Annotated in this window: 16 protein-coding genes and 1 other RNA gene; 16 read left to right on the top strand and 1 reads right to left on the bottom strand. The window is 64.4% G+C overall.

Translation table 11 applies throughout. The features are described from left to right. The first annotated feature begins 26 nt into the window (after positions 1–26). The 4 genes from EN869_RS16065 (at position 27) to rnpB (ending at position 2,955) form a co-directional block, all read left to right on the top strand. Positions 27–746, top strand: a complete 720-nt coding sequence (locus tag EN869_RS16065) for a DnaJ family molecular chaperone (protein ID WP_127228936.1) — start codon at positions 27–29, stop codon at positions 744–746. Beyond that, entirely contained in the window at positions 743–1,510 is a 768-nt protein-coding gene (locus EN869_RS16060; RefSeq protein WP_127228935.1) for an N-acetylmuramoyl-L-alanine amidase, read from the top strand. The genes EN869_RS16065 and EN869_RS16060 overlap by 4 nt, the downstream gene beginning before the upstream one ends. 184 nt (positions 1,511–1,694) lie before the next feature. Beyond that, on the top strand, positions 1,695–2,399 hold the full coding sequence (locus EN869_RS16055; RefSeq protein WP_127228958.1) for a transglycosylase SLT domain-containing protein: 705 nt from the start codon (positions 1,695–1,697) through the stop codon (positions 2,397–2,399). Positions 2,400–2,558: 159 nt separating this feature from the next. Further along, positions 2,559–2,955, top strand: an RNA gene (gene rnpB / locus EN869_RS16050) — RNase P RNA component class A. Positions 2,956–3,103: 148 nt separating this feature from the next. Here the strand turns inward: rnpB and EN869_RS16045 are convergent. Further along, a complete protein-coding gene (locus EN869_RS16045) occupies positions 3,104–4,219 on the bottom strand; it encodes a cystathionine gamma-lyase (protein ID WP_127228934.1) in 1,116 nt (371 codons plus the stop codon). Between the two features lie 394 nt (positions 4,220–4,613). Between EN869_RS16045 and mraZ the strand changes: the two genes are divergently transcribed. The 12 genes from mraZ to murB are packed head-to-tail and all read left to right on the top strand — an operon-like array spanning position 4,614 to position 18,315. Beyond that, a complete protein-coding gene (gene mraZ, locus EN869_RS16040; protein ID WP_127228933.1) occupies positions 4,614–5,072 on the top strand; it encodes a division/cell wall cluster transcriptional repressor MraZ in 459 nt (152 codons plus the stop codon). Then, a complete protein-coding gene (gene rsmH, locus EN869_RS16035; RefSeq protein WP_127228932.1) occupies positions 5,069–6,085 on the top strand; it encodes a 16S rRNA (cytosine(1402)-N(4))-methyltransferase RsmH in 1,017 nt (338 codons plus the stop codon). Before mraZ ends, rsmH begins: the two co-directional genes overlap by 4 nt. Positions 6,086–6,089: 4 nt before the next feature. After that, a complete protein-coding gene (locus EN869_RS16030) occupies positions 6,090–6,485 on the top strand; it encodes a hypothetical protein (protein ID WP_127228931.1) in 396 nt (131 codons plus the stop codon). Further along, positions 6,482–8,206 carry a penicillin-binding protein 2 gene (locus EN869_RS16025; RefSeq protein ID WP_127228930.1) on the top strand — a complete coding sequence of 575 codons (1,725 nt, stop codon included), beginning with the start codon at positions 6,482–6,484 and terminating at the stop codon, positions 8,204–8,206. The genes EN869_RS16030 and EN869_RS16025 overlap by 4 nt, the downstream gene beginning before the upstream one ends. Before the next feature lie 54 nt (positions 8,207–8,260). After that, a complete protein-coding gene (locus EN869_RS16020; RefSeq protein ID WP_127228929.1) occupies positions 8,261–9,715 on the top strand; it encodes a UDP-N-acetylmuramoyl-L-alanyl-D-glutamate--2,6-diaminopimelate ligase in 1,455 nt (484 codons plus the stop codon). Beyond that, positions 9,712–11,145 (top strand): UDP-N-acetylmuramoylalanyl-D-glutamyl-2,6-diaminopimelate--D-alanyl-D-alanine ligase, encoded by a 1,434-nt coding sequence (locus EN869_RS16015; protein ID WP_127228928.1) that lies wholly within the window; start codon positions 9,712–9,714, stop codon positions 11,143–11,145. The genes EN869_RS16020 and EN869_RS16015 overlap by 4 nt, the downstream gene beginning before the upstream one ends. A 26-nt stretch (positions 11,146–11,171) precedes the next feature. Next, entirely contained in the window at positions 11,172–12,254 is a 1,083-nt protein-coding gene (gene mraY, locus EN869_RS16010; RefSeq protein WP_127228927.1) for a phospho-N-acetylmuramoyl-pentapeptide-transferase, read from the top strand. A gap of 10 nt (positions 12,255–12,264) precedes the next feature. Continuing rightward, positions 12,265–13,668, top strand: a complete 1,404-nt coding sequence (murD, locus tag EN869_RS16005; RefSeq protein WP_127228926.1) for a UDP-N-acetylmuramoyl-L-alanine--D-glutamate ligase — start codon at positions 12,265–12,267, stop codon at positions 13,666–13,668. Next, entirely contained in the window at positions 13,668–14,819 is a 1,152-nt protein-coding gene (gene ftsW / locus EN869_RS16000; RefSeq protein WP_127228957.1) for a putative lipid II flippase FtsW, read from the top strand. The genes murD and ftsW overlap by 1 nt, the downstream gene beginning before the upstream one ends. A 6-nt stretch (positions 14,820–14,825) precedes the next feature. Then, positions 14,826–15,950 carry an undecaprenyldiphospho-muramoylpentapeptide beta-N-acetylglucosaminyltransferase gene (murG, locus tag EN869_RS15995; protein ID WP_127228925.1) on the top strand — a complete coding sequence of 375 codons (1,125 nt, stop codon included), beginning with the start codon at positions 14,826–14,828 and terminating at the stop codon, positions 15,948–15,950. Next, positions 15,947–17,353 carry a UDP-N-acetylmuramate--L-alanine ligase gene (murC, locus tag EN869_RS15990; RefSeq protein ID WP_127228924.1) on the top strand — a complete coding sequence of 469 codons (1,407 nt, stop codon included), beginning with the start codon at positions 15,947–15,949 and terminating at the stop codon, positions 17,351–17,353. The genes murG and murC overlap by 4 nt, the downstream gene beginning before the upstream one ends. Then, a complete protein-coding gene (murB, locus tag EN869_RS15985; protein WP_127228923.1) occupies positions 17,350–18,315 on the top strand; it encodes a UDP-N-acetylmuramate dehydrogenase in 966 nt (321 codons plus the stop codon). The genes murC and murB overlap by 4 nt, the downstream gene beginning before the upstream one ends. Positions 18,316–18,598 lie beyond the last annotated feature (283 nt).

The raw sequence follows: 18,598 nt of genomic DNA, 5'->3' as shown, positions 1-18,598 counted from the left end.
CGCCCGGTTCGCTCTATGAAGCCGACATGTCGATTTGGGACCGCCTTGGCGACTTCATCGCTCGTGTTTCGTCATCGGCGTCCTCGGGCGTCGCGGATGTCGTCGAAGCCGTGCGCACCGTGTTTTCCGGTGACCCGGACCTGCGTCGGCGCGTTGCCTTCTCGGTGGCGATGATCGCGCTCTCGGCCAAGATGGCCAAGGCCGACGGCATCGTCACGCAGGATGAAGTGCGCGCCTTCCAGGAAATCTTCGAAGTGCCGCCTAGCGAGACACGCAATGTGGCGCGGCTTTACGACATCGCCAAGCAAGACGTTGCCGGCTTCGAGATCTATGCCCAGCGCATGGCGCAGCTCTGCGGGTCCGGTCATGCCAACTGCATGATGCTGGAGGACATCCTCGACGGCCTCTTCCACATCGCCAAGGCGGATGGCCTGATTCATGAGCATGAAGGCCGGTTCCTGCATCGGATCGCCGAGATTTTCCGCATCGACGAGGCGCACTACGAAGCGATCCTGTCGCGGCACGTCAATCTGGGTGCTGCCGATCCCTATGTCGTTCTCGGCATCGAACGCGGCAAGCCGTTCGAGGAGATCAGGAAACGCTATCGCAAGCTGATCTCCGACAATCATCCCGACAGGCTGATCGCGCGCGGCCTGCCGCAGGAATTCATCAAGATCGCCACCACCAGGGTCGCGGCGATCAATGCCGCCTATGAGATGATCGAGCGGGGCCTCAGGCACGCATGAGCGGCTTTCTGCCCGACCAGCCAGGCGCCGAGGTCCGGGTCTCGCCGAATTTCGGGCCGCGCCGCGAAACGTTGCGGCCCGACATGATCGTGCTGCACTATACCGGCATGGCGACGGGCGAGAGCGCCGAGGCGTGGCTGTGCGATCCGGCAAGCGAGGTATCCTCGCACTACCTCGTCCACGAGGACGGCCGTGTCGTGCAAATGGTGCGCGAGAGTGACCGCGCCTGGCACGCCGGCAGGAGTTCGTGGTTCGGGCGCACCGACATCAACTCCTGCTCGGTCGGGATCGAGATCGTCAATCCCGGGCATACGCTGGGCTACAAGGCCTTCCCGCGGCGGCAGATTGGCGCCGTGATCGATTTATGCGCCGGCATCGTGGGCCGCTATTCCATTCCCGCGGCAAGGGTGCTGGCGCATTCGGACGTGGCGCCAGGCCGCAAAATCGATCCTGGCGAAAAATTCCCCTGGAAGGCGCTGTTCGCGGCCGGCGTCGGTCATCTCGTGCCGGCGGCACCGATAAGGGCGGGCGCTGCGCTGAAGGCCGGCGACACCGGCTCCGACGTCGAAGCGCTGCAATCGATGCTGGCGCTCTATGGCTATGGCGTCGAGATCTCGGGTATTTACGACCAGCAGACGGAAATCGTGGTGGCGGCGTTCCAGCGGCATTTCCGGCGACGGCTGGTGGATGGCGTGGCGGACAATTCGACATTCCGCACGCTGCAAAGGCTCCTGGCTTCCGTAAAGGCAGTTCCGGCAAAATAGCCCCGACAAGTTCCGCAAATTACAATCTGTCACTTAAAGTGAATTGCGCCGCCTTCATTGCCGCCAATTCCGCCGCCAAATGCCTCCCCGCAAGTCGTCGGGCCTCTATCCTCCCGGGTAATCCGATGTTGAATTGGCGCAATCGCGTGAAGTTCTTCGCGCGGTTCTAACAGAACAGGACTACATGCCAAAATTGACCGTTGTAGCGGCAGCTGTTGCTGCCGGAATGATAAGTTTTGCCTTCAATCAAGCCAACAGTGCCCCGCTGAGCCTCAGGGGCGATAATGGCTTCTCAGCCGCCCCGGCAACGCCAAAGGCGAGCGCCAAAACACCAAAAACCGCGCGGGCAGCTGCTCCGGCAAGAGTGCAGAAGGCCGCGGCGACCAAGGTGACAAAATCAACGGCCAAACGCGCCAAGCGCGGCGGAAAATCCATCGATCTTACCACAACGGCCTCGATTCATCCCGGCAAGATCGCTGTGGCGACCCCCGCTGCCGCCGGCGACGGCCAGTATTCGGCGATCATTGCCCGCTATGCCGCGAGCTATGGCGTGCCGGTGTCGCTGGCCACGGCCGTCATCAAGATCGAAAGCAACTTTCGGCCGAACATGGTCGGCGGCGCAGGCGAGATCGGCCTGATGCAGATCAAGCCGGCCACGGCCCGCATGATGGGTTACACCGGCTCGGCCAAGGGATTGTTCGATCCCGACACCAACATCAAGTACGGCATGAAGTACCTCGCCATGGCGCGGGACCTCGGCGGCGGCACCACCTGCGGCACGATCCTCAAATACAACGCAGGTCATGGCGCGACACGGATGAACCCGGTTTCGGCCGCGTATTGCAGCAAGGTGAAGGTGCAGATGGTGGCGCTGGGCTCTCCGGCCTGAGGCTTATCCATTGAGGTGGATTTGGGCCGCGCCGTGTTCTTCCATGCATGTCGTTGTCTCAAAACCGCCGCGCTCTCCGGCATAGCCCAAGAGCTTCGGGCGAGACGGGCTAGCTTTTTCGTTTGCGTTTTCAGGCGGGAATCCCTTTATACGCGGCTGTCAGCTGGCCGGGCGGCCGCACCCGCGAGAGCCGAAAGGCTGCGGGTGAGGAAAGTCCGGGCTCCATGGAGACACGGTGCCGGCTAACGGCCGGCGGGGGCGACCCCAGGGAAAGTGCCACAGAAAGCAAACCGCCGCGGCATTCGCTGCGGTAAGGGTGAAAGGGTGGGGTAAGAGCCCACCGCGCGACCGGCAACGGAAGCGGCAGGGCAAACCCCACCGGGAGCAAAACCGAATAGGGGCGGTGCGAGGGGAAACCTTCGAGGGCTGTTTCCGGCCCACCGCCCGGGTAGGTTGCGTGAGGCGCATGGCAACATGCGCCCAAGATGAATGGCCGCCACGTTCTCGCCGCAAGGCGAGGGCCATACAGAACCCGGCTTACAGGCCAGCTGGCATTTTTCAAATCGCAATAGATACCCAAAACCAGAAGGTTACGCCGAAAGGCGTGACTTCTGATTCAGCGTGAGGCGCAAGCGCTCTGAAAGCGATCCACCTGTTCCCACGGCTGGCGCAAGATCAGAGCAAGAATCTCGAACCGTAGCTACTCAGCCGGCGACCTTGTCCAATGACGCCTCGATCGCCTGCCACAGCTCCTCCACCGGCTCGCAGCCGATCGACAGGCGCACGAAGCCCAGCGGCACGGCATCGCCGCGTTTCGAGCGCCGCTCGGCCGAGGTGTGCACGCCGCCGAAGGAAGTCGCCGATTCAATCAGCGCGCAATTGTCGATGAACGCCTCGGCCTTCTGTTCCGAGGCCAATTCGAACGAGATCAGGAAGCCGAAGCGATCCATCTGGGCACGCGCCAGATTGTGCGACCGGTCGTCGTCGAAGCCGGGATAGCGCAGGCCGCTGACCGCGCGATGGGCTCTCAGCTTCCTTGCGATCGTTTCAGCCGAGGAACACATCCGGTCGAAACGCACCTCAAGGGTTTCCAGCCCGCGATGCACAAGCCAGGCCTCGAAAGGGCCGGGGATGCCGCCGACCAGGCTGCGCCAGTCCGTCACCTTGGCGATGATGTCGGCATCGCGGCTCGCGACATGGCCGAAAAGCACGTCGGAGTGCCCGTTCACCGCCTTGGTGTCGGCGGAGACGACGATGTCGGCGCCGAGGTCGAGCGGACGCTGGCCGAAGGGCGTCATCGTCGTGTTGTCGACGACGAGCAGCCCATCCTGTCTGTGAACGGCTTCGGCCACCGCCGCGATATCGCAGATGTCCAGCCTGGGATTGGACGGCGTCTCGGCAAAAACCAGCCGGTAACCGTCGAAGCCGCCGTCGAGGAAGGTTGGCGTCGGCCTGGTGTCGCAGGCAATGCCGAGGGGGTTGAGAAAGCGCTCGGCCATGGCGCGCGTGGCGTGATAGCCGTCTGACGGCAGAAGCACGCGGTCGCCTGATTTCAGCAGCGCGAAAAACACCGACGAGATTGCGCCCATTCCAGACGGGAAGGCGACGCATTGCGCGCCTTCGAGGTGGCCGAGCGCGTGCTCGACGGCGCGCCAGGTCGGATTGTCGTAGCGGCCATACTGATCGAAGCCGGCCTCTGCGCCCGGCGTGTGGAAGATCGACGCCATGGTCAGCGGCAGAGGGATCGGATCGCCCTTGGCGAAATCGGCGCTGCGCAAATGGGCAAGCGCCGCGGCGCGGGACTTCGCTGGTTTGGACATCAGGCTTCATCCCTTCGGCTGAATAGCAATTGCCGGCGACGCTATGCGTGCCGGCTGTTCGCGGCAAGCCGCGTCTTTTTGGGCCAGAAGGCTCTAAACGCTTCGTTAGGCTTAATAGAGGATAAAGACGAGACGTGCCTCCAGCCTGCGCTTTCTGGTTGCGGCGCGCTTGTTTGTGATGTCTGTTCCCGTTGACGCCCATAGTGCCCCATGATATCCCATCTAAATCAAGCTTTCGTTCCGCGTCAGGGTGAAGCGTACGCCAATCGGGCAGCCGCGGCGGCTGCGCGTTTGTCGGTTTTCGCCCCGGTGCTTGAAGCGATTTATCGCGAGCGCGGGGGCGCAGAGAACGACATGGGAAGGGGTGCGGCGGCGGAAGCGGCTGTAGTGTTCATTGGACCGATTTCTGTCAAATGCGGTAAACAGGATCGATGCGAAGGGGCGCGTGTCCGTTCCTGCGCATTTCCGCGCCGTGGTGCAGAAACGCGGTTATTCGGAGCTTTACGCGCTGCGCTGCCTGGACCTGCCGGCCATGGATGTCGGCGGCCTCGATCTGCTCGACCGCTACGAGCAGCGGATCGCGCTGGAAGACCCGTTCCTGCAGACGGCGGACGACATGTCGTTCTTCTGCCATGGCGACGGGACGTTTCTGAAATTGGACCAGGACGGCCGGATAACGATGACCGATTTCATCCGCGAGCATACGGGCATCGCGAACGAGGTTGCCTTTGTCGGCCGCGGCAATTTCTTTCAGGTTTGGGAGCCGGGACGGCTTGCCGCCTATGGCGCGCAGGCGCGGGCCAGGCTGTTGCAGCTTCGGCAGGGGACGAAGCCCGGGGAGCGATCGGAATGATGGCTGGCCACGGCGATGATCCTCACGCCGTTGGCGGACCGGCCCGTCACATTCCGGTCCTCCTTGCCGAGGTGCTCGACGCGCTCGCGCCGAAGGAAGGCGAGACGATCGTCGACGGGACATTCGGCGCCGGCGGCTACACCAGCGCAATCCTCGATCGTGGAGCCTCCGTCATTGGCATCGACCGCGACCCGGACGCAATCGCGGAGGGCAGGGCGCTCGAGCAGCAGGCCGGCGGCCGGTTGAGGCTTGTCCAGGCGCCGTTCTCGACGCTGGACGAACATGCCGACAATGTCGATGGCGTCGTGCTCGACATCGGCGTTTCCTCCATGCAGCTTGACCAGGCGGAGCGCGGTTTTTCCTTTCGCGCCGACGGACCGCTCGACATGCGCATGGCGCAGGCGGGCTTGAGCGCCGCCGACGTCGTCAACAGCTTCAAGGCCGGCGACCTTGCCCGCATCTTCGGCTTTCTCGGCGAGGAGCGCCATGCCGGCCGCATCGCGCGGATGATCGAGAGCCGGCGCGAGAAGAAGCCTTTCGAGCGCACGCTCGATCTCGCCGACGCCATCGAAACGCATATCGGGAGAGGGCCGAAGGACAAGATCCATCCGGCCACCCGCGTCTTCCAGGCGCTGCGCATCCTCGTCAATGACGAGCTTGGCGAACTAGCGAGAGCGCTGCTGGCCGCCGAGCGGGTGTTGAAACCCGGCGGGCGGCTTGCCGTGGTGACGTTCCATTCGCTCGAGGACCGCATTGTCAAGCGCTTCATCGCCGATCGTTCCGAAGCGGCCAGCGGCTCGCGCCACATGCCCGATGCGCCCGTACGCGTTGCCACCTTCCGCAAATCCGGCGGCGGCGTGACGCCGGGAGAGGCCGAGACAGCGGCCAATCCGCGGGCGCGCTCGGCCAGGCTGCGCGTGGCGATCCGCACCGAGGCGCCGGCGCGCGCCGGCGATTTTTCGATTTTCGGCCTTCCAAAGCTTCCCGCCGTCGAGCGGCCGGGGGAGAGGTGAGCACGTGTTTCGTACCAGCGACATAGTCCTGATCGCCGTCATGGTCTCGGCCGCGGCCCTGACCTACAAGACCAAGCGGGAAGCCGAAGAGCAATTGGCGGCGGTGCAGAAGATCCAGTCGCAGATCCGCTACGAGGAAGAAACGATCGATCTCCTCAAGGCGGACTGGAGCCTGCTCACCCAGCCGTCGCGGCTGCAGAAACTTACTGACGTCTATAAGAGCCAACTCGGGCTCGAACCGGTCAATGCGCACCAGATCGGCAGTCTCGACGACATTCCGGTGAAGCCCCTGACGATCGAGGACCTCTCCTCGCAGCGGCTCGGCGGCATGGCCGACAATTCCGGCAAAGAGCCTTCGGACGGCAAGGATTCGGTCGTCACCGGGAGCACCGTGCAATGATCGGCAGGCTTCCAAGGATCGGCAACCTGCTTAAGCGCCGCAAGAAGGCAGCCGAGGACGGCTCGATCGTCGTCGACGCCGCGCGCAAGGCGACCGGCGGCAAGGCAAAGACCCGCATCATCATGACGATGGCGGTGTTCTTCACCATCTATTCGACCATTGCCGGCAGGCTCGTCTATCTCGGCATGCAGAATCCCGATCTCTCGGGCGGTCCGGAGAACCGGGTCACGGCGTCGCGTCCGGATATCGTCGACCGCAACGGCGAGGTGCTGGCGACCGACATCAAGACGGCGTCGCTGTTTGCCGAGCCGCGCCGCATCGTCGACGCAGACGAAGCGATCGAGAAATTGTCGAGCGTGCTGCCGGAGATCGACTACGAGCAGACCTATCGCAAGCTCAAGAGCGGCGCCGGCTTCGTCTGGCTGCAGCGACAGCTGACGCCGAAGCAGCAATCCGACATCATGGCGCTGGGCGTCCCCGGCCTTGGCTTCCGCACCGAAAAGCGCCGCTTCTATCCGAGCGGCGAGACGTCGTCCTACATTGTCGGCCTCACCAACATCGACAACCAGGGCATCTCCGGCATGGAGAAATATATCGACGAGCAGGGGTTGAGCGACCTGCAGGCGTCGGGCCTGGCGGTGGCCAAGGATCTGAAGCCAGTCAGGCTCTCGATCGACCTGCGCGTCCAGCATGTGGTGCGCGACGAGATCGCCGCCGGCCTGGAGCGCTATCGTGCGTTGGGCGCCGGCGCGGTCGTGCTGAACATCAAGACCGGCGAAGTGATGGCCATGGCCTCGGTGCCGGATTTCGACCCGAACAATCCTTATAACGCCCAGGAAAAGGACCGGCTGAACCGTATGTCGGCTGGCCTTTACGAAATGGGCTCGACCTTCAAGAGTTTCACCTCTGCCATGGCGCTCGATTCCGGCAAGGCGACGATGAACAGTCATTTCGACGCCTCGCATCCGATCCGGGTCGGCCACCAGGCCATTCACGATTTCCACGGCAAGAACCGTGTGCTGTCGTTGCCGGAGGTGTTCCTCTATTCGTCCAACATCGGGTCAGCCAGGGAGGCCGAGCTGGTCGGCATTGAAGGGCACCGCGAATTCCTGCATCGCCTTGGCATTCTGGAAAAGATGCAGACCGAACTGCCGGAAATCGCCCGCCCGACCGAGCCAAAGGTCTGGAAGCAGGTCAATTCGTTCACCATCGCCTTCGGCCACGGCGTGTCGACGACGCCGCTGCAGGCGGCCGTCGGTTGCGCGGCGCTGATGCAGGGCTTTCTGATCCAACCGACATTCCTGGTCCGCAGCGAGCAGGATGCAATGGCGGTGGCCAAGCGAGTGGTCAGCGACAAGACGGTCGAAGGCATGCGCTACCTCTATACGCTCAACGCCGAAAAGGGCTCGGCCAGAAACGCCAGGGCTCCCGGCTACCGCGTCGGCGGCAAGACCGGTACGGCCGAGAAGGTCATCAACGGCCGCTACTCGAAAGAGTTGAACTTCAACACCTTCGTCGCCGCCTTCCCGATGGACGATCCGCAATTTCTGGTGTTTACGATCGCCGACGCCCCGCATCCGGAAAAACCTGGCATGACGGACGTTGCCGCCAACAATGCGGGGGTTATCGCCGGCAATATCATCAGGCGCTCGGCGGCCATGCTTGGCGTGAAGCCAGATTTCAGCCATGAAAATGGTGCAACGCTGGTTTCGTATCAGTGATTCTTGGGGCGCGCCGGCAACTGCGCGCTATTTTGTTGCGGTGAACGGAACTCAATGCATCTAAAAGATCTAGCCGGCGTCCTGCCTGTCGAGGGAGCAGCCTCCCCCGACCTGGAAGTGACCGGACTTTCCTCCGATTCCCGCGCGGTCAAGACCGGCGTCGTCTTCTTCGCGCTCGCCGGCAGCAAGGCCGATGGTTCGACCTATGCGGCCGATGCCGCGGCCCGCGGCGCCGCCGCGATCGTCACCGGCAAGGGCACGGCCGTTTCCGGCCTGTCGATCCCGGTCATCGCCGTCGATGATCCGCGCCTGGCGCTGGCGCTCAGCGCGGCGCGCTTCTTCGGCCGCCAGCCACAGACCATGGTCGCCGTCACCGGCACCGCCGGCAAGACGTCCGTCGCCGCCTTCACCCGTCAGATATGGGAGCAGGCGGGTTTTGCCGCCGCGTCGATCGGCACGACCGGCGTAGTGGCGCCCGGCCGAAACGAGTATGGCTCGCTGACGACGCCCGACCCGGTGGCCCTCCACCGACTGCTCAAGGAACTGGCGGATGCCGGCGTCACCCACGCTTCGATGGAAGCCTCGAGCCACGGTCTCGACCAGCGCCGCCTCGACGGCGTGAAACTCGCGGCCGGCGCCTTCACCAATCTCGGCCGCGACCACATGGACTACCATCCGACGGTCGAGGATTATCATCGCGCCAAGCTGCGCCTGTTCGACACGCTGCTGCCCAAGGGCGCGCCCGCGATCGTCTTTGCCGACGATCCGTGGTCGGAGCCAACGATAAAGGCCGCCAAGGCGGCGGGGCTGAAGGTGCTGACGGTTGGCCGCCATGGCGATTTCCTGACGCTGAAGCGCGTCGAGCACGAGCGCCATCGCCAGCGCGCCGAGGTCGAGGCCGACGGCGTGCTCTACGAGGTCGACCTGCCCTTGGCCGGCGATTTCCAGATCGTCAATGCGCTGGTTTCGGCCGGTCTAGCCATCGCGACTGGAACATCCGCGGGCAAAGTCTTGGCGGCATTGGAAAAACTGAAAGGCGCGCCGGGCCGGCTCGACCTCGTCGGCACCACCGCCGCCGGTGCTCCGGTCTATGTCGACTATGCGCACAAGCCGGACGCGCTGGAAAATGTGCTGACTTCGGTCCGGCCCTTCACCACCGGCCGCGTCGTCGTGGTCTTTGGCTGCGGCGGCGACCGCGACCGGGGAAAACGGCCGATCATGGGCGAGATCGCGACGCGGCTTGCCGATATAGTCATCGTCACGGACGACAACCCGCGCACGGAAGTGCCGGAAACCATCCGCGCTGCGATCCTTGCCGCCGCGCCCGGCGCCATCGAGATCGGCGACCGCCGCAAGGCGATCCACGAAGCGGTGGCCATGCTTCGCGCCGGCGATACGCTGATCGTCGCCGGCAAAGGACACGAGGAAGGCCAGACCATCGGCAGCGAAACCTTCCACTTCTCCGACCATGAGGAAGTGCGTGAAGCGCTGAGGGAGCGCGCCGCATGAGCCTGCTGTGGACGTCGGAAGCGCTGGTCGAAGCCATGGAAGGCAGGCCGATCGGCTCGCTGCCGCAAGGCATCACCGGCATTTCGATCGACAGCCGCAGCCTGGAGCCGGGCAACGCCTTCTTCGCCATCAAGGGCGAGGCGATGGACGGCCACGATTTCGCGACCGCGGCGGTGAAAGCGGGTGCTGCCGTGCTGGTCGTCGCCGAGGGCAAGCTGCCGTCGCTGGGGCGGCTGACAGCGCCGATGATTGTCGTTCCCGATGTGCTTGCGGCGCTGGAGAAACTCGGCGTCGCGGCCCGCGCACGCTCGAAGGCGAAGATCATTGCCGTCACCGGCTCGGCCGGCAAGACGACCACCAAGGAGGCGCTGCGCCATGTGCTGTCGGCGGTCGGCAAGGTGCATGCCTCGGCACAGTCGTTCAACAACCACTGGGGCGTGCCGCTGACGCTGGCGCGCATGCCGCAGGATTGCGACTACGCGGTCTTCGAGATCGGCATGAACCATCCGGGCGAGATCAGGCCGCTGGTCAAGATGGTCAGGCCGAATGTCGCCATCGTGACGATGATTGCCGCCGCACATCTCGGCTTCTTCAAGAATCTCGACGAGATCGCCAAGGCGAAGGCCGAGATATTCGAGGGACTGGAGCCCGGCGGCGCAGCGGTGCTCAACCGCGACGATCAGCGCTGGAAGCTGCTCGAGAAAATGGCGAAGGAAGCCGACGTCGAGCATGTCTTCGGCTTCGGCGAAAACGCCCGCTCGACATTCCGCCTCACCGGCTGCGAACTTCACGCCGACCATTCCGACATCACCGCGAAGATCGGCAAGCAGGATGTTGCGGCGCGCATCGGCGTGCCTGGCCGCCACATGGTCCAGAACGTGCTGGCCGTGCTGGGGGCCACCAAGCTTGTCGGCGCCGATCTCGACAAAGTTGCAGCGGCGCTTGCCGATCTCTCGGCTGAGCGCGGGCGCGGGCAGCGCCATATCCTGCACCATCCGAACGGGCCGATCACGCTGATCGACGAGAGCTACAACGCCAATCCGGCGTCGATGGCGGCGGCCATGGCGCTGCTCAACGCGACGCCTGTATCGGGCGAAGGCAGGCGCATCGCCGTGCTCGGCGATATGCTGGAACTCGGCAGCCATTCTGCGAAGCTGCACGCCGCGCTCGCCGAGCTGATCGTCGGCACGGGTACGCGCAATGTCTTTCTCGGCGGGCCGGAAATGCAGGCGCTGGCCAAGATTTTGCCCGCCGATGTCCAGACCGAGTATCGGGCGGGCGCCGACGAACTGAAGCCGATCGTGATCTCCGCGCTGAGGCCCGGCGACGTGGTGATGGTCAAGTCGTCGAAAGGCATCGGATTTTCAAAGCTGGTCGAGGCGTTGCTCGGCAAATTTCCGGCGGAAGCCGCAAACATTGAACCGACGTAGGTCGGGCTCCGGGGGACGGAAAGACCATGTTCACACTGCTCGTCGATTTCGCGGATCGGATTTCGTTCTTCAACGTCTTCCGCTACATCACCTTCCGCACCGGCGGCGCGCTGATCACCTCGGCGCTGATCGTCTTCATTTTCGGGCCGACGATCATCAACTCGTTGCGGCTGCGGCAAGGCAAGGGCCAGCCGATCCGCGCCGACGGCCCGCAGACGCATTTCAAGAAGGCCGGAACGCCGACCATGGGCGGGCTGATGATCCTGTGCGGCATCATCGGCTCGTCGCTCCTATGGGCCAACCTTTCCTCGATCTATGTCTGGGTGGTGCTTTTGGTCACCGTCGGCTTCGGCTCGATCGGCTTCTACGACGACTATCTCAAGGTCACCAAGCAGTCGCATCTGGGCTTCTCCGGCAAGGCGAGACTGGCGATCGAGTTCATCATCGCCGCCATCGCGGCATGGGTGATCATGCACAATGGCCAGGCGCCGTTCTCATCGTCGCTGACCTTTCCCTTCGCCAAGGAATTCCTGATCAATCTCGGCTGGTTCTTCGTGCCGTTCTCCTGTTTCGTCATTGTCGGCGCGGGCAATGCGGTGAACCTGACCGACGGCCTTGACGGCCTGGCGATCGTGCCGATCATGATCGCGGCGGCGTCGTTCGGCGTCATCGCCTACCTCTCGGGCAACGCGGTGTTCGCCGAATATCTGCAGATCCATTTCGTTCCCGGCACCGGTGAGCTTGCCGTCGTGCTCGGCGCGGTGATCGGCGCCGGCCTCGGCTTCCTCTGGTTCAACGCGCCGCCGGCCGCGATCTTCATGGGCGACACCGGTTCGCTGGCGATGGGCGGCCTGATCGGCACCATCGCAGTCGCCACCAAGCACGAGATCGTGCTGGTCATCGTCGGCGGTCTGTTCGTGGTCGAGATCCTCTCGGTCATCATCCAAGTCGGCTATTTCAAGATGACCGGCAAGCGCGTCTTCCTGATGGCGCCGATCCATCACCATTTCGAAAAGCTGGGCTGGACCGAAAGCCAGGTGGTGATCCGCTTCTGGATCATTGCCGTCATCCTGGCGCTGGTCGGCCTGTCCACCCTCAAGCTCAGATAGGACGCCACGCTTGATCCCCGCCGCTTCCTTGTCAGGCAAACGCGTTTCGCTCTTCGGGCTTGGCGGCTCCGGCATTGCCACCGCGCATGCGCTGATCGCTGGCGGTGCCGAAGTGCTGGCCTGGGACGACAATCCCGACAGTGTCGCCAAGGCAGCGGCCGCAGGCATCGCGACCGGCGATCTGCGCGCCGCCGACTGGCAGCACTTCGCCGCCTTCGTGCTGTCGCCGGGGGTGCCGCTGACGCATCCCAAGCCGCATTGGACGGTGGAACTGGCGCGCGGCGCCGGCGTCGAGGTGATCGGCGACATCGAGCTGTTCTGCCGCGAGCGCGTCGGCCAAGCGCCGGCAGCGCCGTTCATCGCGATCACCGGAACCAACGGAAAGTCGACGACGACGGCGCTGACGGCGCATATCCTGAAGTCGGCCGGCCGCGACACCCAGATGGGCGGCAATATCGGCCGCGCCATCATGACGCTCGATCCGCCTGAGCCGCAGCGGCATTACGTGGTCGAGTGCTCGTCCTACCAGATCGACCTTGCGCCCTCGATCAATCCGACCGCCGGCATCCTGCTCAACCTGACGCCCGATCATCTCGACCGGCACGGCACGATGGCCCACTACGCCTCGATCAAGGAGCGCCTGGTTGCCGGCTCGGACACGGCGATCATCGGCGTCGACGATTCCTGGTGCGCCCAGATCGCCGATCGGCTCGAGCGGGCCGGGCGGCAGGTCGTGCGCATCTCCAAGCGCCTGCCGCTGACCGACGGCTATTTCGCCGACGGCACCAGTCTGATGGAAGCCGTGCATGGCCGCTACAGCCGCGTCGCTTTCCTGGAGGGCATCGGCTCGCTGCGCGGCCAGCACAATGCACAGAACGCCCTGGCCGCTGTCGTCGCCTGCCTGAAGGTCGGGCTCGAGCTTGGCGAGATCCAGGCCGGGCTCGAAAGCTTCCCGGGGCTGGCGCACCGCATGGAACAGGTCGGCCGCAAAGGCCACGTGCTGTTCGTCAACGATTCCAAGGCGACCAATGCCGACGCGGCGGCGCCGGCGCTGTCCAGCTTCCCCAACCGCATCTACTGGATCGCCGGCGGCCTGCCCAAGGAAGGCGGCATCGAGCCTTTGCGGGGCTTCTTCCCGCGCATCGCCAAGGCCTATTTGATCGGGGAGGCGGCGCCCGCCTTTTCGGCCACGCTCGGCGAGGCCGTGCCCTACGAGATATCAGGAACACTTGCCGCGGCGGTCGAGCATGCCGCCAACGACGCTGCAAGCGATGCCGGTGGCGAGGCGGTGGTGCTGCTTTCGCCGGCCTGCGCCAGTTTCGACCAGTTCAAGAATTTCGAAGTTCGCGGCGAAGCCTTCAGGCAAGCTGCGATTGCTATTGATGGGGTGAAACCCATCGGAGGGCCACGTTGATGCAAAGCCGTCTCGACAAAAGTCCTGTCGCAACCTGGTGGTGGACGATCGATCGCTGGTTCCTGGCGGCATTCCTGTCGCTGATGGGGCTGGGCATCATCCTGTCCTTCGCGGCAAGCCCAGCGGTCGCCGAGCGCATCGGCCTCAGCAGCTTCCATTTCGCCACCAGGCAGATCATCTTCACCATCCCCGCGCTCATCGTCATGCTTGCGGTTTCCTTCCTGGAGGCGCGGCAGATAAGGCGTATGTCGCTTGTGTTGCTCTGCATCATGCTGGTCCTGATGGTGGCGGTTCTCTACGTCGGCGTCGAGGTCAAGGGCGCGCGGCGCTGGGTGTCGCTGGCCGGCCTTTCGATCCAGCCGTCCGAATTCCTGAAGCCGGCCTTCGTCGTCATCTGCGCCTGGCTCTTTGCCGAGCACAAGCGCCAGCCCGACATTCCCGGCAATCTGTTCGCCCTCCTGCTTCTGGTCCTGGTGGTCTCGCTTCTGGTCGCTCAGCCCGATCTCGGCCAGACCATGCTCGTGACCGGCACCTGGGGCGTCATGTTCTTCATGGCCGGCCTGCCGTGGCTTTGGATCATCGCTCTCGGCATCACCGGGGCAAGCGGTCTATTTGCCGCCTATACCGTGTTCCCGCACGTTGCGGCGCGCATCGACAAGTTCCTCACCGGTGAAGGCGATACCTTCCAGGTCGATATGGGCCGCGAAGCGCTGATCAACGGCGGCTGGTTCGGCGTCGGCCCGGGCGAGGGCACGGTGAAGCGGGTCATCCCGGACAGCCATGCCGACTTCGTCTTCTCGGTCGCGGGCGAGGAGTTCGGGCTGATCATGTGCTTCTTCATCATGTCAATCTTCGCCTTCATCGTGCTGCGCGGCTTGAACATCGCTCTTAAGGAGCATGACGATTTCACCCGCTACGCGGTCGGCGGGCTGGTCACCGTGTTCGGCCTGCAATCGGCCATCAACATGTGCGTGAACCTGCAATTGATGCCGGCCAAGGGCATGACGCTGCCCTTCATCTCCTATGGCGGCTCCTCGCAAATCGCCATCGCCGTCTCGATGGGCATGGTGCTCGCATTGACCCGCAAGCGGCCGCAAAAGCGCAAGCAGATGGGCTTCGTCCTTGCGCAGCGCGCCATGCCGGCGGAATGAGGCAGGATGGCAAAGGGCGTCATCCTGCTTGCAGCCGGTGGAACGGGCGGACATCTCTTCCCCGCCGAAGCGCTTGCGCATGAGCTGATCGAACGCGGCTGGAAAGTGCATCTTGCCACCGACCGCCGCGCCGAGCGCTATTCCGGCCAGTTTCCAGCCGCCGACATTCACGCGATCCCGTCGGCGACGCTGGGCTCGAAGAATCCGCTCGCCGTGATCTCGGCCTTCTGGAAAATCTGGCAAGGCGTGCGCGAAGCGGGGCGCGTCATCGCCAGAATCAAGCCCGAGGCGGTCGTCGGCTTCGGCGGCTATCCGACGCTGCCGCCGCTCTATGCCGCGACAAGGCGCAAGGTGCCGACAGTGATCCATGAGCAGAACGCCGTCATGGGCCGTGCCAACAAGGCGCTTGCCGGCCGCGTCGACGCGATTGCCGGCGGCTTCCTGCCCGAAGGGGAAAGCGCGGACGGCGCCAAAACCGTGACCACCGGCAATCCGGTCAGGCCGCAGGTGCGCGAGGCGGCGAAAACGCCTTACGTGGCGTCGAACGAGAGTGAGCCGTTCCGCTTCCTGGTGTTCGGCGGCAGCCAGGGCGCGCAATTCTTCTCCGATGCCGTTCCGGCGGCGATCGCGCTCTTGCCGCAAGACCTGCGCAAGCGGCTGGTGATCACCCAGCAGGCGCGCGCCGAGGATGTGGCGCGGGTGAAGGCCGCCTATGCCGAGCTCGGCGTCGACGTCCAGGTCTCGCCCTTCTTCACCGATATGGCGGCGCGCATGGCGGCGGCGCATCTGGTGATGTCGCGCTCCGGCGCCTCGACCGTCTCGGAGATCGCCGTCATCGGCCGGCCGGCGCTGCTGGTGCCTTACCCGCACGCGCTCGACCACGACCAGGCGGCGAATGCCGCCGCACTTGCCGCCGCGGGCGGCGCCGAGCTTCATCCGCAATCGACGCTGTCGGCTGAACGGATTGCCGAGCTGGTCGGCGGGCTGATGCAGGATCCGAACCGCCTGGCGACCATGGCCGCCGCTGCCCGCTCCGCCGGCAAACCCGACGCCGCGCGGTTGCTCGCCGATCTGACAGAGGCTATTGCGTCCGGCAAAACGGTTTCAGACTACAGGAGGACGCGCGCATGAAGATGCCGCAGACGATTGGCCTCGTGCATTTCATCGGCATCGGCGGCATCGGCATGAGCGGCATCGCCGAGGTGCTGCACAATCTCGGCTACAAGGTGCAAGGTTCCGACCAGGCCGACGGCGCCAACGTGCAGCGGCTGCGCGACAAGGGCATCGAATGCTTCGTCGGCCACAAGGCCGAGAACATCGGCGATGCCGAAGTCGTGGTGGTCTCGACCGCGATCAAGAAGTCCAACCCCGAGCTCAAGGCCGCACGCGAGAAGCTGCTGCCGATCGTGCGCCGCGCCGAGATGCTGGCCGAGCTGATGCGCTTCCGCCAGGCGGTCGCCATCGGCGGCACGCATGGCAAGACGACGACCACCTCGATGGTGGCGACGCTGCTCGAAGCCGGCGGGCTCGACCCGACGGTCATCAATGGCGGCATCATCAATGCCTATGGCACCAATGCGCGCATGGGCGACGGCGAGTGGATGGTGGTCGAGGCGGATGAGAGCGACGGGACCTTCCTCAAGCTGCCGGCCGACATTGCCGTCGTCACCAACATCGACCCCGAGCATCTTGACCACTATGGCAGTTTCGACAAGGTGCGCGAGGCTTTCCGCCAGTTTGTCGAGAACGTGCCGTTCTACGGCTTCGGCGTGATGTGCACCGACCATCCGGAGGTGCAGGCGTTGGTCGGCCGTATCGAGGACCGGCGCGTCATCACCTATGGCGAGAACGCACAGGCCGACGTGCGTTTCACCAACCACCGCATGCAAGGCGCGACCTCGGAGTTCGATGTGGTCATCCGCGACCGCAAGGGGCGCGGCACCTCGATCATCGAAGCGCTGCGCTTGCCGATGCCTGGCCGGCACAACGTATCCAACGCGACGGCGGCGATTGCGGTCGCGCATGAGCTCGGTCTTTCGGCCGAAGCGATCAAGAAGGGCCTGTCGTCCTTCGCCGGTGTCAAGCGGCGCTTCACCCACACCGGCTCCTGGAACGGCGTCGAGGTGTTCGACGATTACGGCCACCATCCGGTCGAGATCGCGGCGGTGCTGAAGGCCGCGCGCAGCGCGACCAAAGGGCGGGTCATCGCCATCGCGCAGCCGCATCGCTTCACCCGCCTGCACGATCTCTTCGAGGAATTCTCCGTCTGCTTCAACGACGCCGACACGGTGATGGTGGCGCCGGTCTATGCGGCCGGGGAAGAGCCGATCGAAGGCGTGACCTCCGATGCGCTGGTTGCGCGCATCCGCTCCGGCGGCCACCGCGACGCGCGCTATATCGATGGTCAGGCGGCGATCGCGCCGGCCATTCGCGAGCTGGCCAAGCCCGGCGATTTCGTCGTCTTCCTCGGCGCCGGCAACATCACGCAATGGGCCTATGCGCTGCCCAAGGAACTTGGCGGGACGCCCTCATGATGCGCGGCCAGGATCTCATCGACAAGTTAGGCGACCGGCTTGCCGGGCTGCGCGGCCGCATCACGCCGAACGCCGAGATGGACAAGATCACCTGGTTCCGGGCCGGCGGCCTGGCGGAGGCGCTGTTCCAGCCCGCCGACGAGGAGGACCTGGCGGCCTTCCTGCGCGCGGTGCCGGAAGAGGTGCCGGTGATGGTGGTCGGTGTCGGCTCGAACCTTCTGGTGCGCGACGGCGGCATTCCGGGCTTCGTCGTCAGGCTCTCGGCCAAGGGCTTTGGCGAAGCCGAGGCTACCGGGGCGACCACGATCAAAGCCGGCGCCGCGACGCCGGACAAGCGTGTCGCGGCGGTGGCGTATGAGGCCGGCATTGGCGGCTTCCATTTCTACCACGGCATTCCGGGCGCCATTGGCGGGGCGCTCAGAATGAATGCCGGCGCCAACGGCGTCGAGACGCGCGAGCGGGTCGTCGAGGTGAGGGCGCTGGACCGTAAGGGCAATCTCCATACGCTCAGCAATGCCGATATGGGCTACACCTATCGCCATTCGTCGGCGCCTGCCGGGCTGATCTTCACCTCGGCTGTCTTCGAAGGCGTTGCCGAAGACAAAGCGGCGATCAAGGCGGCGATGGATGCCGTTCAGAACCATCGCGAGACGGTGCAGCCGATTCGTGAGAAGACCGGCGGCTCGACGTTCAAGAATCCCGAAGGCACCTCGGCCTGGAAGGAGATCGACAAAGCCGGCTGCCGTGGACTGATGATCGGCGGCGCGCAGATGTCGCCGATGCATTGCAACTTCATGATCAACACCGGCACGGCCACCGGCTACGACCTCGAATATCTCGGCGAGACGGTGCGCGCGCGCGTGCTCGAGAATTCCGGCATCCGGCTGCGCTGGGAGATCAGGCGCCTTGGCAATTTCCGCCCCGGCCATGCGGTGCAGGAGTTCCTGGGGCAATTGCTTTAGAGCCTCGTGAAGTTCACGTAGTACTTGAACTTCGGCGCCTTCGTGGCGACGTCAACCGTTGCTGCAAAGACTCAACAACACACTTTTCTCGGCTGTTTTCGCGGAAAGTGAATCTCTCGGAATCATAGGTACTTGCCAGCGAATCAACTCTCTGATTCTCTGCCCTAAAGCGTTTCCTGATTTGAGTCGTTCGACGCGTTCAGCCGCGTTTCCGTCTGGGGGGCAACCCGCCGGAAGACTCGGACTCAATGCTCGGGAATGTGGTGTGGGAATATCGGTTGCA

The organism is Mesorhizobium sp. M2D.F.Ca.ET.226.01.1.1, assembly GCF_004022705.2.
In the GTDB taxonomy this organism is placed as follows: Bacteria; Pseudomonadota; Alphaproteobacteria; order Rhizobiales; family Rhizobiaceae; genus Mesorhizobium.
Note: the sequence above shows the minus strand (reverse complement) of the source record. Positions and strands in the feature narration are given on the sequence as shown.